Source organism: Rummeliibacillus pycnus (genome assembly GCF_002884495.1).
GTDB classification, from domain to species: domain Bacteria; phylum Bacillota; class Bacilli; order Bacillales_A; family Planococcaceae; genus Rummeliibacillus; species Rummeliibacillus pycnus.
On sequence record NZ_KZ614145.1, the window covers coordinates 85,176 to 101,155 of the forward strand.

14 protein-coding genes are annotated in these 15,980 nt (G+C 34.7%); 12 read left to right on the plus strand and 2 right to left on the minus strand.

Annotation, left to right across the window (positions count from 1 at the left end):
• Positions 1-152 precede the first annotated feature (152 nt).
• The gene (locus CEF14_RS00515) at positions 153-1,016 is read left to right on the plus strand and encodes a YtnP family quorum-quenching lactonase (protein ID WP_102691021.1); all 864 of its coding nucleotides are present in this window, start codon (positions 153-155) and stop codon (positions 1,014-1,016) included.
• A 105-nt stretch (positions 1,017-1,121) separates the two neighbouring features.
• Here CEF14_RS00515 and CEF14_RS00520 read toward each other — a convergent pair whose 3' ends face one another.
• Complete coding sequence (locus tag CEF14_RS00520; RefSeq protein WP_102691022.1) at positions 1,122-1,436, minus strand: hypothetical protein; 315 nt, start codon at positions 1,434-1,436, stop codon at positions 1,122-1,124.
• A 197-nt stretch (positions 1,437-1,633) separates the two neighbouring features.
• On the opposite strand from CEF14_RS00520, the gene CEF14_RS00525 reads away from it, so the two are divergent.
• The 10 genes from CEF14_RS00525 (at position 1,634) to CEF14_RS00570 (ending at position 12,430) form a co-directional block, all read left to right on the plus strand.
• A complete protein-coding gene (locus tag CEF14_RS00525; protein ID WP_407690467.1) occupies positions 1,634-2,692 on the plus strand; it encodes a M42 family metallopeptidase in 1,059 nt (352 codons plus the stop codon).
• Between the two features lie 184 nt (positions 2,693-2,876).
• Positions 2,877-3,422, plus strand: a complete 546-nt coding sequence (locus CEF14_RS00530; RefSeq protein ID WP_102691024.1) for a DUF84 family protein — start codon at positions 2,877-2,879, stop codon at positions 3,420-3,422.
• Positions 3,423-3,484: 62 nt separating this feature from the next.
• Positions 3,485-4,006 carry a hypothetical protein gene (locus tag CEF14_RS00535; RefSeq protein WP_102691025.1) on the plus strand — a complete coding sequence of 174 codons (522 nt, stop codon included), beginning with the start codon at positions 3,485-3,487 and terminating at the stop codon, positions 4,004-4,006.
• Between the two features lie 10 nt (positions 4,007-4,016).
• A complete protein-coding gene (locus tag CEF14_RS00540) occupies positions 4,017-4,328 on the plus strand; it encodes a thioredoxin family protein (protein WP_102691026.1) in 312 nt (103 codons plus the stop codon).
• 27 nt (positions 4,329-4,355) lie between these two features.
• The gene (locus CEF14_RS00545; RefSeq protein ID WP_102691027.1) at positions 4,356-5,171 is read left to right on the plus strand and encodes a DUF1444 domain-containing protein; all 816 of its coding nucleotides are present in this window, start codon (positions 4,356-4,358) and stop codon (positions 5,169-5,171) included.
• On the plus strand, positions 5,168-5,776 hold the full coding sequence (ytpR, locus tag CEF14_RS00550) for a YtpR family tRNA-binding protein (protein WP_102691028.1): 609 nt from the start codon (positions 5,168-5,170) through the stop codon (positions 5,774-5,776). Before CEF14_RS00545 ends, ytpR begins: the two co-directional genes overlap by 4 nt.
• Before the next feature lie 302 nt (positions 5,777-6,078).
• Positions 6,079-9,276, plus strand: coding sequence for a DNA translocase FtsK (locus tag CEF14_RS00555; RefSeq protein WP_322788374.1), 3,198 nt, complete (start codon positions 6,079-6,081; stop codon positions 9,274-9,276).
• A gap of 347 nt (positions 9,277-9,623) precedes the next feature.
• On the plus strand, positions 9,624-10,928 hold the full coding sequence (murC, locus tag CEF14_RS00560) for a UDP-N-acetylmuramate--L-alanine ligase (RefSeq protein WP_102691029.1): 1,305 nt from the start codon (positions 9,624-9,626) through the stop codon (positions 10,926-10,928).
• A gap of 471 nt (positions 10,929-11,399) precedes the next feature.
• The gene (locus CEF14_RS00565) at positions 11,400-11,861 is read left to right on the plus strand and encodes a DUF948 domain-containing protein (RefSeq protein ID WP_102691030.1); all 462 of its coding nucleotides are present in this window, start codon (positions 11,400-11,402) and stop codon (positions 11,859-11,861) included.
• Positions 11,862-11,881: 20 nt separating this feature from the next.
• Positions 11,882-12,430 (plus strand): YtxH domain-containing protein, encoded by a 549-nt coding sequence (locus CEF14_RS00570; RefSeq protein ID WP_102691031.1) that lies wholly within the window; start codon positions 11,882-11,884, stop codon positions 12,428-12,430.
• A gap of 87 nt (positions 12,431-12,517) precedes the next feature.
• Here CEF14_RS00570 and CEF14_RS00575 read toward each other — a convergent pair whose 3' ends face one another.
• Positions 12,518-14,674 (minus strand): cell division protein FtsA, encoded by a 2,157-nt coding sequence (locus CEF14_RS00575; RefSeq protein ID WP_102691032.1) that lies wholly within the window; start codon positions 14,672-14,674, stop codon positions 12,518-12,520.
• A 176-nt stretch (positions 14,675-14,850) separates the two neighbouring features.
• Between CEF14_RS00575 and CEF14_RS00580 the strand changes: the two genes are divergently transcribed.
• Positions 14,851-15,936, plus strand: a complete 1,086-nt coding sequence (locus CEF14_RS00580) for a bifunctional 3-deoxy-7-phosphoheptulonate synthase/chorismate mutase (protein ID WP_102691033.1) — start codon at positions 14,851-14,853, stop codon at positions 15,934-15,936.
• Positions 15,937-15,980: the final 44 nt, after the last annotated feature.

Here is a 15,980-nt window from a genome sequence, read left to right on the forward strand (position 1 = left end):
ATAAATAGATCTAATTAATTGTATTGTAGTAAATTTTGTCTTTTTGTAGAGGATATTAGCACAATATTTTTTAAACATGTTACAATTATGTGAAGCATCATTCAATTAATATAAATACGATGCAAAGAACCAAACAAAGGGGGATCTTAAGTATGGATACATTTCAATTTCATGACATGAAGTTAACATGGTTAAATGGGGGAGTTAATTACTTAGATGGTGGTGCAATGTTTGGTGTAGTACCTAAGCCATTATGGTCAAAAAAATATCCAGTAAACGAAAGCAATCAAATCGAATTAAGGACAGATCCAATTTTAATACAATATCAAGGAAAGAATCTATTAATTGATTCTGGTATTGGTAATGGGAAATTTACGGAAAAGCAGCTTCGTAATTATGGTGTAACAGAGCAATCAAATATCGATGCTAGTTTGCAAGAGTTAGGATTAACTACAGATGATATTGATTATGTATTAATGACACATTTACACTTTGATCACGCTTGTGGGTTAACAAAATGGCAAGATAAGAAATTGGTGCCTACGTTTGCAAACGCTGAAATTTTTGTATCTCAAATTGAATGGGATGAAATGCGTGAGCCAAATATACGTTCAGCAAATACTTATTGGGAAGCGAATTGGAAACCAATTGTTGATCAAATAAAGCCATTTGAAGAACAATTTGAGGTGCTTCCTGGAATTTTAATGGTTCATACTGGAGGGCATAGTGACGGACATTGTATTATCCACCTAACACAAAAGGGAGAAACTATTTTACACATGGCAGATATCATGCCTACACATGCACATCAAAATCCATTATGGGTATTAGCTTATGATGATTATCCTATGACATCTATTTTTGCCAAAGAAAAATTGGTAAAAGAAGCTCTTGATAATGGTTATTGGATTAGCTTCTATCATGATGCATATAAACGTCTAATTAAATGGGACCCAACAGGTAAAGAAGTAATTGGAGAAATCCCTCGTACAAGAGAATCTCATATCAAAGCCTAATAGAATATAAGAAAACACCTTGCGCAAATTACGCAAGGTGTTTTTGTATTCTAAAGACACTCAAAAAAATTTGTTCGATATTAAAATTGATAAAATTAATGCTTTTTATACTTTTACCAAATCAACCACTGATCCAGTTCTAGCATCAGCAGCAAATTCAAAATTGACCGTTTCGCCATTTTCTACGCGAGAGATTCCACCCTTATAAATAGGTATTTCAATATCTTCTTTACGGAATGTTTGAGGCTCCATGAAAATCCACGATCCATCAATAGGCCCTTGTGCTTTAAATGCATCTTTAATCTCTTCTAAAACATTGTTAGCATTTTTGTATGGATTTACCTTTTCACTTACTTCTTTAATGAGATATGCCGTAGCAATTCCTGTTACAACACCTAGCAAGAAATCACGTAGTTTCATTAAATACGCCCCCTTTTGTATATGACTTTAGTGTACCATATAGATTTCATGGTGTAACAATAAGATGGAACAAAGAGGAGACTTTTTTGCCCAATACAGCATTTCGATATTCGAAATATAAGGGTGGAATTTTTCTACTTTTTTGTCTACAATATTAATGAATGGCTCATAAGGGAGGCTTTTTTGTGAAACAAGATATGTTAGAAATGTTTAAGACACTGACAGAATTACCAGGTGCTCCAGGTAATGAGCATGCAGTCCGTGCCTATATGCGTCAAGAATTATCAAAATATGCTGACGAAATAATCCAAGACAATCTAGGCGGTATTTTTGGTTTGAAAAAAGGTGACGAAAATGGTCCACGCATATTAGTAGCAGGTCATATGGATGAAGTAGCATTTATGGTGACTCAAATTACTGATAATGGAATGATTCGATTCCAAACTCTTGGCGGTTGGTGGAATCAAGTGATGCTTGCTCAAAGAGTTACGCTATATACAACTAATGGTCCTATTCCAGGTGTAATTTCTTCTGTTCCCAAACATTTGCTAACACCTGAAATGCAATCAAAACCAATGGAAATTAACAATATGTTAATCGATATAGGTGCAGATGATAAAGAAGATGCAATTCGATTAGGGGTTCGTCCAGGACAATCGATTATTCCTGTTTGTCCGTTTACACCAATGGCTAATCCAAAGAAAATTATGGCAAAAGCATGGGATAACCGTTATGGCTGTGGTTTAGCAATTGAATTATTAAAAGAATTAAAAGATGAAAAACTTCCAAATACATTGTATTCAGGCGCCAACGTCATGGAAGAGGTTGGATTGCGAGGGGCAAAGGTCTCTGCTAACATGATCAAACCAGATTTATTCTTTGCATTAGATGCAAGTCCTGCAAATGATGTTTCTGGTGATAAAAATCAATTTGGTCAATTAGGTAATGGTCCACTTCTTCGGATCTTTGACCGTACAATGGTAACTCATAAAGGTATGCGGGAATATGTATTAGATACAGCCGAATCAAATCATATTCCATACCAATATTTTGTTTCACCAGGTGGTACAGATGCTGGAAATGTTCACATATCAAATGATGGAGTACCAAGTACTGTTATTGGAATTTGTGCTCGTTACATTCATTCGCATGCATCTGTTATTCACACAGATGATATCGATGCTGCAAAAGAATTAATTGTAAAACTTGTAAAAAACGCAGATCGTTCAACTTTAGAAACAATCCGAAACAGTTAATAACAAAGTCAGCTCGTGGAGTTAGATATCGTCAACTAAAATTGGTATACTATGAGAGGTTCCATATTGGAGCCTCTTTTTATTTATCTTCACGGGCAGTAAAATCCTCACCATAAGATTGAAGTGGAATGGGGGTAAATACCTATTAATAGTAGTATCACTTTAAAATAAAGGAAGTGTTAGGATGAAAGTAGGAATAGGTACGACAAATAAAGCAAAAGTAGGTGCAGTACTTTCCGTAGTCACTAAACATTTTCATGATATATTGACATTTGAACATATATCAGTAGATTCAGGTGTCTCTGCACAACCAATTTCAACAGAAGAAACAAGACAGGGTGCTATTAATCGTGCTAAAAACACTTTGGCTGAAACAAATGCTGATATGGCTTTTGGTTTAGAGGGTGGAGTTACAATGATAGATGGCATCATGTACTTATGTAATTGGGGTGCATTGGTGCTTTCAAATGGACAAGTACTGACGGCTGCAGGAGCTCAAATCCCATTACCAAAAGAAATAGCAGTGCAGATAGAAGATGGTCTTGAATTAGGCCCGGTAATGGATGAATTTGTCCATCAATTAGATACCCGCCAGAACATAGGAGCTATTGGTATTTTTACAGATGGAATGATTGATCGGAAAGAAATGTTCGAACATATTTTACAACAATTGGTAGGGCAATATTTCTTTTATCAAAAATACGCGAAAAAACAAGATAATGCACGATAGTTGCAAGGGCCTATAACGAATCATACAATAATGTTAGTCCAAGTAGAATGGAGGAATTACATATGTTCCGTCAATGTACCAAGCTACTCGTTTTATGTGTGTTCATACTGAATATCGCAGCATGTGGTAAGTCATTAGATTCTCAAATGTCACAAGGATTTTCAGAGGCAGACACAATTTTTAATTCGAAACCAAAGGATAGTACAGCGTCTTCCGAACATTTGCAATTTTATCTACCCAATGGCTATAAAGTAAAAACTTCTTCAGATGAAACGAATATCATTTTATCTAAAGGAAAAGGCATTTATTCCATCTTTATTAATCCAAATGAGTCACAAGATAGCCAACGCTTTTATAATGCCATGAATAAAAACTTAAAGGACGATATTATTAAGGAACAAACGTATAAGAAAAATGGGCGTTTTGGCTTTGCAAGTGTTCTAAAAAAAGATAACGAAAACTATGAAGTAATTGCTAGTACAGGTGGAGTCAAGGTTACAGGATTAGCAAATAATAATGACATCAGCAAAACGATATCCGAACTGATGACAATTGCTCTTTCAGTACAAGTGAAAAACAAGTGAGGCTATGATCGTGGAAAATTTACAATCAGTAGAACAATATAATCAACTAAAAGAACAAGGAAAACATGTCTTTTTATTTACAGCTGGATGGTGCCCAGATTGCCGATTTATCGAACCATTTATGCCTGAAGTGGAAGAAAAATTTAATGAATACACGTTTATTTCTGTAGATCGTGATCAATTCATTGATTTATGTGGAGAACTTGATGTTTATGGAATCCCAAGCTTTATTGCTTATAACAATGGAGAAGAAACAGGACGGTTTGTTTCTAAAGATCGCAAAACACAAGAAGAAATTGAAACATTTTTACAAGCCCAATAAGAAGAAATTGGAGGAGTGAGTCACCAGATGACAGCAAATGAATTAGTGAATAGATTAAAAGAGCGTCTAGGCGAAGCTCACTTTGAATGGAAATTAGATTCTAAAACAAATAAGTTACGATTAGAGCATCTTGAACTTGGAAAAGGAATGGACCTTTTTTTAGGTGATGTGCTAACAAAATATGATTCACGTAAGGATCTAGCGATTGATGAGGTAGTATATACAATTGAGCAAACATTTGCAGCGATGAAAAAGGAAAAAGAAAATGGCTTTCAAGAATTTACGAATATTTATCCTGTTATTCGTTCGGGTTCTTTTCCAAAAAAGTCAAAAGAAGGACATGCTTTTATCACATCAGAGCATACTGCTGAAACACGCATTTACTATGCATTAGACCTTGGAAATACGTACCGATTAATCGATGAAGAAATGGTAAAAAAACTTCAATTATCGGTTGAACAGATGAAAGAATCAGCACGTTTCCAAGTACGTAAGTTGTCAACTAATGTTAAAAAGGATGAAGTTGCAGGTAATTTCTTTTATTTTCTAAATGAAAATGATGGTTATGACGCAAGTAGAATTTTAAATGATTCCTTTTTAAGGGAAATGCGTGGTAAAATTGAAGGTGACATGACCGTTTCAGTTCCTCATCAAGACGTACTGATTATCGGTGACATTCGTAATAATACAGGTTATGATGTATTAGCTCAAATGACGATGCACTTCTTTACAGTAGGAGCAGTACCAATTACATCACTGTCCTTTGTTTATGAAGAAGGTCGATTAGAGCCCATCTTTATCTTAGCGAAAAACAGAGTAAAAAAGGAGCAAGAAAAACAATGATCGTATCGTACAACAAAGCGCATGTAGGTGACGTTTTATTAGTTCAACTAGCTACAGAAGCGATTGTCAAAACAGAATTAGAAAAACATGGAGATTTAGTCTTACTTAAAGAAGGCGCAACTGGTGAAGTGAAAGGTTTTAACCTTTTTAATGCTAGTCAATATATAACTATTGAAGAAGTAGGGAATATTGAAGTAACAAAAGAACTTGTTGCAAAATTAGAAGAAGCAATTGCAAAATGTGGTGCAACTTTAAGCTTAGACGTTGATCTATCCCCTAAATTTGTAGTGGGCTTTGTGAAAGAAGTTGGAGAACATCCAAATGCTGATAAACTACATATTTGTAAAGTTGATGTTGGCGAGGCGGAACCATTACAAATCGTTTGTGGGGCTCCAAATGTTGCAGAAGGTCAACATGTAGTTGTAGCTAAAATTGGTGCAGTAATGCCTTCAGGTATGGTCATCAAAGAATCTGAATTGCGTGGCGTTGAATCTTTCGGTATGATGTGTTCAGCTCGTGAGTTAGCTATCCCAAATGCACCTCAAGTTAGAGGGATAATGATTTTAGATGACGATTCCAAAGTCGGCTCAGCTTTTAAATTCTAAGCTATTGGTTAATTGACATTGAGAAATTGAAATGCCTTGCTCTCAACATTGAGTAAGGCATTTTTGCACATGGTTAAAATCTTTGTGTTGTTATATTTTGTTATGAAATTATAGAATTTAATACTAAAAAGCGTCCTTAATTAGGCACAAAATTAAGAAAATAACTTAGCAAATTGTTTCGAAAAAACAAATTCCAAGTAAAAAAATAAGGATATCTGACTGAATAGCCTCATACGCATTGCATGAAAGCGTTTATTACTGCTAAAATGAAGGCAATGATTTAGAAAAGAGTGGTGCATAATATGAGTTGGTTTAAAAAAATCATCTCTCGAGTTTTAGGCGACGAGATAGAAGAAACGTCAGCAAAAAATAATGCTAATAACTATAACAACAGTGAAGAACAATATAAATCATTTGATCAAATTGAAAATGAGTATGAAGTAGAAACACAATATATAGAAAATAACTATAAATATGAACAACAATATGAAAATCAAAGACAATCTAGCCAACAGGTTCCAAGTTCAGAGCCTCAATTTATTCGTAGAAGAGATTCATTTAAATTCCCAGTAATTCCTGATGAACATAACGCAGTAGATTTTAGTACAAAATCTACTGAAACTTCTAATAAACAATCACAAAATCGAAACGTAGAATTACCAGATTGGATGCAACAAGAACAATCTATTCGCCCAATGCAACAAGAGCAATCAACAAAAGTCCAGTATGAGCAACCTCGACAACCTACATACAAGCGCCCAGAACAGTATTCACCATTTGCTCGTGAACCACGTGGCTTAAGAGGAATAGTAGAAAAGAAAAGTAGGGAAAACTATAATCCATTTAATCCTAGTGGAATCAAAAATCCAAACTCTCAAAGAAAAAATAATGTATCATCACCATTAGTGACAAAGAATCAAGATGTTGATGAAGTGGTAAAACAATCGTATATACCTAAAAAGAAAAAGTTTGTCCCAACAGAAGTCCCTTCACCGATATACGGTTTCCAAAAACGTCCTAAAAAAGAACGAAATATTCAAGAGTTGCTAGATGAAAAAAATAAAGAGCAAAAGAATCAACAAGAAATAGCGCTACAAGAAGTAGCTGCGACAAGCTTACTAGAAGAAAAGAATAAAGAGACGTCTACTATTCCAACAAGTATGCAATACGCCACACCAGCTACGGATAGGGACGAACCAAAAGTAGAAGAAGACCATACAAAAAATGGACAAGACATAAAGATTACAACAGCACCAAATAAAGAATTCAAATTGGACAAATTAGATCAAGCAGAAGAGAACATTGGACAGGTTCAACATGTTGAAATACAACATATAGTTGAAGAAACACCTGAAAAGTACCTTCCATCTCAAAATACTATTGAAGAAAGTGTAATTGAAGAAGAACCGGTTGATACTTCAGCCTTTTCATCAACTTTTGTAGAAAGTGAATTAGAAGAAAAAATAGTAATGACAAACTCTAGTTCGCAATCTATTGAAACAGAAGAAAAAAATGAAATTGTAGATGAGGGATCTAAAACAACTTCTGAAAATGAAACGATTGAAGAACAAAGTGAAACGATTGAAGAAACGCAAACGTTAACACAAGAGTCTTTCGTTCAACAACATCACGATTTACAAAAGGAAGAAGTATTTGAAGATGATGAAACGATTTCTGGTACTGAAAAAGAAACTACAAGTACTGAAATAGAAATACAAGAGGAAAAGACGAAAGTTGGTAGTCGAATACCATTTAATGTTGTTATGCTAAAATCAGATAAAGAAAAATTGGCAAAATCGATTCTTCCATTACCTAGTACACAATCTTGGGGCTCAGCTAATACAAACTCTATTTCCAATGCAAAAGTGTTCAAAGGAGAAAGCGCTGTAAAGCATGATTCTGACATTGAAGAACAGGATAAACGGGAAAATGAGATGTTAATACCTGAGTCTACAGTTACACAAACGAATATGACCTTAATACAAGGCGAGCAGGAAGAACAGAAAGAAACTGTACAAAAGCAAGATACTTTAGAACTGCAAAGTAATATTATAGAAGAAGAGCCTCCAGTTTTAAATGAACATCTTGAAGAAGCTCTTTCATACCTTGAAGCCCCTGAAGAACAAACTGAAGACTTTGAATGGATGGATGCTCAAGGTGAAAAGCTAATTGAAGCATTATCCTATTTCCAAATCGAAGGGGAAATTGTTCAAATTGTGCAAGGCCCAGCAGTAACCCAATTTGAAATTACTGTAGGTCACGGTGTTAAAGTTAGTAAAATACGTAATTTAGCAGATGATTTAAAACTAGCATTAGCAGCAAAAGATATTCGTATTCAAGCACCTATTCCAGGGAAAAGTTCAATTGGTATAGAGATTCCTAACCGTACATCTCGTCCCGTAAGGCTTTCAGAAGTGGTAACCCATGAATCTTTTGTTCAATCCAAATCACCTCTTGAAGCGGCACTTGGATTAGATTTAACTGGAGAACCTGTTACTATTGATTTACGAAAAATGCCACATGGTATGATTGCTGGAGCGACTGGTTCAGGAAAATCTGTATGTATAAACTCACTTTTAATCAGTTTACTCTTGAAAGCTAGTCCACAAGATGTAAAATTGATGTTAATCGATCCAAAAATGGTGGAACTTGCACCATTTAATCATATTCCACATTTAGTAAGCCCTGTTATTACGGATGTGAAAGCTGCTACGGCTGCTCTAAAATGGGCAGTAGAAGAAATGGATCGTCGTTATCAGCTATTTGCTCATGTGGGTGCACGCGATATAACTCGTTATAATAAAATGGTAGAAAAAGAGCGTAAATTCTCTTTGAAAATGCCTTATCTTGTCATTGTAATTGATGAGTTAGCAGATTTAATGATGATGTCACCACAAGAAGTAGAAGAGTCTATTTGTCGTATTGCACAAAAAGCTCGTGCATGTGGTATTCATCTTGTATTAGCAACTCAACGCCCATCTGTTGATGTTATTACTGGCTTGATTAAATCTAATATTCCAACACGAATTGCATTTTCAGTGTCATCACATGTTGATTCTCGCACAATTTTAGATAGTCAAGGTGCTGAGAGGTTATTAGGTAGAGGGGATATGCTTTACTTAGGAAATGGCATGTCTGCACCAGTTCGCGTACAGGGTACATATGTCACAGATGAAGAAATTGAAGCTGTGACGAATTTTGTTCGCACTCTTGGTGAGCCTGATTATATTTTTGAACAAGAAGAATTATTGAAAAAAGTAGAATCTATTGATGACCAAGATGAATTATTCGAAGAAGCGTGTCGCTTTATTTGCAGTGAAGGTACAGTTTCGGCATCCTCTCTGCAACGAAAATATCGAATTGGTTATAACCGAGCAGCTAGATTAGTGGATATGATGGAGGCTCAAGGCTTTATCTCAGAATCTAAGGGTACAAAGCCAAGAGATGTATTTTTGACAGAGCACGATATAGATGAAATATTCGGTTCTAACCATGCATAAATTTTGTGGGTTTAAGCATATTTTTTCTAATTTAAGTAGAAAATATTAAGGAATTAGTGTTTATTTTAGAACAGCGGAAAATCGTGCTATAATGGTAGATGTTTTAATTTAGAATATAAGAAATTGAACTTACTATTTTCGTAAGTTTGATCGGTTCGAGTAAACCAATTAATGGATATTAAGTTCATTGATAAAGTCTTTTTGACAGCTCAAAACTTGAGGAACAAGAGGGTTTGCTTGATTGGAAAAATTATAAAGTAATCCAATCAAGAAGCCACCGTATTACGGCGAGCAGTTCATAGATTTGATTATTCAAGGGTTAGGAAACTTTCCCAGGAGGTTTCAACATGACAGTTTATCATTTTACAGGGATTAAAGGTTCAGGAATGAGTTCACTTGCTCAAATCTTATTTGATTCAGGAGAACAAGTGCAAGGCTCAGACATTGAGACTTATTTTTTCACTGAAGAACCACTTAGACAACGTAACATTACAATTTTGCCATTTAATGAAGATAATATTAAACCAGGTATGACAGTTATTGCAGGAAATGCATTCCCTGACAACCATCCAGAAATTGTACGCGCTAAAGAAATAGGTGTTGAAGTAGTTCGTTATCATAAATTTTTAGGAAACTATTTAGAGAAATTTACATCTGTAGCTATTACAGGTGCTCATGGTAAAACTTCAACAACAGGTTTAATGGCACATGTCTTAGAAGGTGCTAGTCCGACATCATATTTAATTGGTGATGGAACAGGTCGTGGAACGAAGAACGCACAAAATCTTGTAATGGAAGCTTGTGAATATCGTCGACATTTCCTTGCATATCATCCTGATTATGCAGTTATGACAAATATTGATTTTGATCATCCGGATTATTATAAAGACGTAGAAGATGTGTTCGATGCATTCCAATCAATGGCTCTTCAAGTGAAGAAAGCTATTGTTGCATGTGGTGATGACGAACACTTACAAAAAATCAAAGCAAACGTTCCTGTTGTATATTATGGTTTCGGTTCTGAAAACGATTTTGAAGCCCGTAATGTGGAAAAGACAACAGAAGGTACTTCTTTTGAAGTTTATGTACGTAATGAGTTTTATAACAAATTCTTTATTCCAATGTTCGGTGACCACAATGTGTTAAATACATTGGCTGTTATTTCACTTTGTCATTATGAAGGACTTCCAGCAGAACTAATTCAAGAGCGCCTTCATACTTATCATGGGGTAAAACGTCGCTTTACAGAAACAGATTTTGGTGAACGTACATTAATTGATGACTATGCACATCACCCAACTGAAATTAGTGCTACAATCCAATCTGCACGTCAAAAATTCCCAAATCGTGAATTAGTGGCTATTTTTCAACCACATACTTTTACTCGAACACAAGCATTTCTACAAAACTTTGCAAACAGTTTAAATCAAGCTGATTGTGTATATCTATGTGATATTTTTGGTTCAGCACGTGAAAAAGCCGGCGCATTATCAATCAAAGATTTAGCCGATTTAATCGAAAACAGCAAATTATTAACAATGGATCGTGTTCCAGAATTATTAGATCATAAAGACTCCGTATTCTTATTTATGGGTGCCGGAGATATTCACAAATTCCAAGAAGCATTTGAGGAATTATTGAAAGTAAAATAGTAGAACAAAGTTCAACAATAAGTGAAACTGTAGAAAACAACTGGATTTGTTTTCTACAGTTTTTTATATGGAGAATTAATTTTATAATTCGAAATTCCCCTTAAAAAGGTTTATTAAATTGATTGAATTTTATGTTAGAATTAATTATTATCTTTGTTAAGTTGTTCGTATATTAAATGAAAACATTAGAAAAGAGGAGGTAGCGAGAACACTTATCTACGTAATCCCATTACTTACCGGTATAAATTAGAAACCGTAGTTGGCATAATACAAATAATCATGTATACATAATATAGGTCTATTGAATTGAAAATTTGAGGATGTAAAATGTTTGTTTTTTAACTGCTTTATTGGGATAATATTTCCTATGGAAGGATATAGAAAAAATTTGTAGAATGGAATTAGGTAAGTGATGTTTAAATACACTTATTTTGTGGAAAAATCCATATATAGAGAATGGGGGTATAAAAAATGATCGTTATTCTATACATTGCGGCGCTAGTAGCTGCTATCGGATTTCTGGTTTTATGTATAAGTTTAGCCATGACATTAAATTCCTTGAAAAAGACAATGAATAATGTTGCGAATACAATGGCTGGTATTGAAGGGCAAATGGAAGGAATCACTCGAGAGTCTACAAGCCTATTAGAAAAAACAAATATGCTTGCTGAAGATATTCAAGAAAAGTCTCAACAATTGAACTCAGTAGTAAATGCCGTTAAAGGTTTTGGAGATTCTGTAAATGGTTTAAGTGATTCAGTAAAACATGTAACTTCATCTATTAATACGAATGTTACGAAAAACAGCGATCAAATCGCTCAAGTAATTCAATGGGGAAATGCCTTTATAGGAATTCGTGAAAAGCTGAAAAAACAAAAAACAAAAGAACAAGAAACGATTTATGATGATTCAACAAAGAGAAGAAAGCGCTAATAATAAGGGGGATATGTAGAATGGTAGAACATAAACCGAATTACAGTGAAGTAAGAAACGTAGGCTACGAAGAAAATGGCCAAACTTATTTACCACAAACATATGAAAGACGTTCAGAATCTTTATATGCAAATGATGATGGAAGCGTGAATATAAAAGATTTTATTATCGGTGCTTTTGTCGGTGGAGTAGTAGGTGCTGCAACGGCATTATTTTTAGCTCCTAAAGCTGGAAAAGAATTACGTAGTGATGTAGCTGTTCAAGCAAGTCAATTTAAAGAAAAAAGTGCTGGCTTTACAACTTCGGCAAAAGAAAAAACAGTAGAACTTTCTAAAAAAGTACAAGCACAATCTGGTCAACTGGTTGGTAAAGTAAAATCTCTAAAATCAACTACAACTCCGCCATTTGATGATGGTACTGTTTCATATGAAGGTGAAGAACCCATAGATATTATGGAAACAATGGAAAAAACAATTGCTGAATATGAAGCTGAAAATAAAGAACATACTGCAGTCACTGCTGCAATTGATGAGGCTTTGAACGAAACAGCTGAGAAGGAAACAAAATAAAAGAAAATATAGGTTTTAATAAATTGAACCCCGAAAAAAGTTACTTAGTAATTTTTTCGGGGTTTTTGATATACTGGGAGTACTAGCTTATTGAATTACTTTTGCAGGAATTAGATGAATCATGAGTTGGTCTCCTCCAAAGATTTCATCATCAAAATGAGATGGCTCGTTATTTCTCAATATTTCAAAGGTTCCCTTGAAGTTAGTAGGTAGTTGCCAATTAGAGAAACGGAACACATCTTGATAAATCCATTTAACAGAGTCTACTGCTATAAACTGAATCTGATCGCCACTTTGAATAACTGTCTCCACACTAGCAATTTGCCCATTGACTAAAATATCAAAGCATTGTTTTTTTAATTCTAGTTGTTCATCTTGGAAAGATACGAATATACGATTTTCGATTAATATATTTAACTGTTCTGCTATATCAATCACAGTTGGAATTTCCACATGGTGAATTTGAATTTGATCGCCATCTTGAATTTTGAAATAGGATTTTGCAGGTTGATTATTTACAAGAATTTCGTTATTGAAATTTGATAATTTTGTAGTCTTTCCATCTATAGTAACCGTAAATGGTTGGAGTTGGTTTAGTAATTCCTCTTTTCCAACCCATTTTAAAATTTGTTCAATACTCTTTGCTGTTTCTACTGTTAATAGATCACCATCTTGTAGATCAGTCTCTACATCAACAATTTGTCCATTTAAAATAAATCTTGGTTCGATCGTGAAGGGTTGATTGTTTACATATACGACGATTTTTTCGTTGCATTCAATTATATCTTGAATAGTTGCTTGAGCTTGTTCACCATTCATCCCTTCAATTAGTTCTATTACATCATTATTTTGAATAGAATCTTTGGTAGTTGCTTTTTCACCGTTTACAAAAATCTCAGTAGGGCTACCATGTCCACCTGGTACAAAAATATCTTGTCCATTTACTTTAATGCTCATTGCTAATCCAGGTTTCCCATATAATCGATTAATACTAACATTTGCCGCTAATAGTGCGTCTGCTACAGTCATTTCTTTTAATTCGAAGAGGCGAATAATTTGATTATTTACTTTTACAGACATGTATTTTATTGGTGAAGTTTTTGCGGAAATCGCAATACCAATGGGTGTGACTAATTCAGGTGAAGCTGGAACATGATCTTCTCGAGTTAGTTGTTGGATTGCATCGATACCACGAACAGCTGCTCGGTTTTTGGGGATTTCAAGAATTTTACATAATTCATCCGTAATCTCAGGTGTTAAACTTCCACCGCCTACAAGTAATACTGCTTTAGGTGCTATATGATTATTAAGACGGAGAATTTCGTTTCCAATTGCTCTTGCTAGAGACGTGACTGCTGGACGTAAAACTTCTATTACTTCAGTTTTGGAGTAAAGTTGCTCAAACCCTAAAATATCTGAGATGGTAATTTCATCATATTTAGACAAATCGCGTTTTACTTTTTCTGCAACAGGGAAATCTAAGAGATAATGATCACTTAATGCTTCTGTAATTTCATCGCCAGCAGTAGGTACCATTCCGTATGCTGTAACTGTGCCCTTATTTGTAATCGCAATATCGGATGTTCCAGCACCGATATCTACAAGTGCAATATTTAAACGACGCATTGTCGATGGGATTAAAGCATTAATGGCTGCAATAGGCTCTAATGTTAATCCTTCCATTTCTAAGCCAGCACGTTTTAATGCAGCTAAAAGGGATTCTACGACAACTCTTGGTAAGAATGTAGCAATTACCTCTACTTCTACTTCCTCGCCCTGTTGGTCCATTAAACTACCAATTTCTTCACTATCCAATCGGTAGTATAAAACAGAATAACCAACACAATAATAATGATTACTGTTACTATTTTCTTTATGATCAAGTAATTGTTGTTGGGCTTTTTGTACAGCTGCTAATTCTAAGCGATTAATATCATCCTCTGTCATTGTGGGACGATTTTTAATATCTAATGTGACAGATGCTTGTTCGGTTTTTAGTGCACGTCCTGCAGCTGCAACACTAACTGAACGAAGTGGACCGTGTTTTTCTTCTAACTGTTCTTTAATGTGTTGGATGACTTTTGCAACATGGATTACATTATGTATTTGTCCATCGACCATAGCACGTTCTTTGTGTTCTTCTGCGATTAAATCGACTACATGGAACTGGTTATCTTGTTCTTCCAAAATAATACCAACAACAGAACGAGTTCCAATGTCCAATGCAAAGAGCTTTGAAGTCATATTTTCACAACCTTTCTAGCAAAATAAGTATACAAACTTTATCGCGTTGAAGCGCTAAAGAAAAAATACGTGACATTCTTTGTATAATTGATTATAATGTTCCTAATATCATAAAATGTATCATAGTTTTCAGACTTCTGAAAGTACCTGATACGAGGAAGAGAGGAGAAACGGCAATGAGTCATCAAAATCTAGATCACTTACGTGACCGCGTCGATGAATTAAACCTTGAAATTTTACGTTTAATCAATGAACGTGCTGAAGTAGTACAAGAAATTGGAAAAATTAAAGAGAAACAAGGTGTCAACCGTTATGACCCTCTTCGTGAGAGACATATGTTGAATCTATTGAAAGAGCATCATGAAGGTCCATTAAGTCAAGGTACAATTGAACACATATTTAAAGAGATTTTCAAATCAGCATTAAAATTACAAGAAACGAATCATAAGAAAGAGTTATTGGTATCACGTAAACGTAAACCTGAGGATACGATTGTCACAGTAAATGGTGAACCAATTGGTAAGGGGAAACCTTCATTTGTATTTGGCCCATGTGCTGTAGAATCTTACGAACAAACAGCTGCAGTAGCAGAATCTATCCATGCAAAAGGCCTGAAGTTAATGCGCGGGGGTGCTTATAAACCACGTACATCACCATATGATTTCCAAGGTCTAGGTCTTGAAGGATTGAAGATTCTAAAAGAAGTTGGACAAAAATTTGGTTTAGGTATAGTTTCTGAAATTGTAACACCTGCTCATTTAGAAGAAGCTTTGGATTACATTGATGTAATTCAAATCGGTGCACGTAATATGCAAAATTTTGAGTTATTAAAAGCTGCAGGTGCTACCAATAAGCCTGTACTTTTAAAACGTGGTATTGCTGCAACAATTGATGAATTTATCAATGCTGCTGAGTACATTATTTCCAAAGGGAATGATCAAATTATTCTTTGCGAACGTGGTATCCGTACTTATGAAAAAGCAACACGTAATACATTAGATATTTCTGCTGTCCCAGTATTAAAACAAGAAACTCATTTACCTGTCTTTGTAGATGTAACGCACTCTACTGGTCGTCGTGATTTACTACTACCTTGTGCAAAAGCAGCTATTGCAATTGGTGCTGATGGTGTTATGGCAGAAGTACATCCAGATCCAGCAGTTGCTCTATCTGATGCTCAACAACAAATGAGTATTCCACAATTTGATGATTTTTATGATCAAATCCAAAGTTTCATGAAAAATTATCAAGTTCAATCGTAAGTTTTATAAGTGCATTTTTGGGGTGACGATTCAAATTACTAGAA